The sequence below is a fragment of the Collinsella sp. AF20-14LB genome (assembly GCF_003459505.1).
In the GTDB taxonomy this organism is placed as follows: domain Bacteria; phylum Actinomycetota; class Coriobacteriia; order Coriobacteriales; family Coriobacteriaceae; genus Collinsella.
In genome coordinates this window covers 1-526 of record NZ_QRWD01000044.1, presented here as the reverse complement: position 1 = coordinate 526, position 526 = coordinate 1, and the positions used below count along the sequence as shown (strand labels likewise).

The window sequence follows — 526 nt, the reverse complement described above, 5'->3', positions numbered from 1 at the left end:
GGACCTCGTGCACGCCGCGGTCTACCAGGACGACCCCGACCTCGCGCGCTGCGTGTGGGCCGAGGCGGCGCCCTGGGTGGCGTCGGTGTCCGCCAGGGCCGGCGAGGTCTTCGAGCAGGCCGAGGACTCCGCGCTGGCGTTCACGGCCTTCCCCAGGGCGCACTGGGCCAAGCTCCGCACCAACAACGTCCAGGAGCGCGCCAACCGCGAGATCAAGCGCCGCTACAGGGTCGTGCAGTCCTTCCCCTCGAGGGAGTCGATGCTGCGCCTGACGTGCGCGAGCCTCATGGAGACCGAGGGACAGTGGTCCCAGCAGCGCGTGTTCTCCGAGGCCTCGGCCGCCGAGGGCTTCGCCGAGCCCGCGGACAGGCCGGCCCCGACAGAGGGGAGGCGCCGCGCGCTCGGGCGGCGCGCCAGGGAGATAGTGGACGAGATAGTCGAGAGGCGCGGTCTCAAGAAGGAGTAACATCGGGACTTGCAGCGACGGACCTCGGGACGCTCTTACACCACGTCTGCGCGCGCCACC

Annotated in this window: 1 protein-coding gene; it reads left to right on the top strand. The window is 71.5% G+C overall.

The window, feature by feature from the left end:
• Positions 1–466 (top strand): transposase (locus tag DWX63_RS11575; RefSeq protein ID WP_233514548.1); only part of this gene is annotated, 466 nt, incomplete at its 5' end.
• Positions 467–526 lie beyond the last annotated feature (60 nt).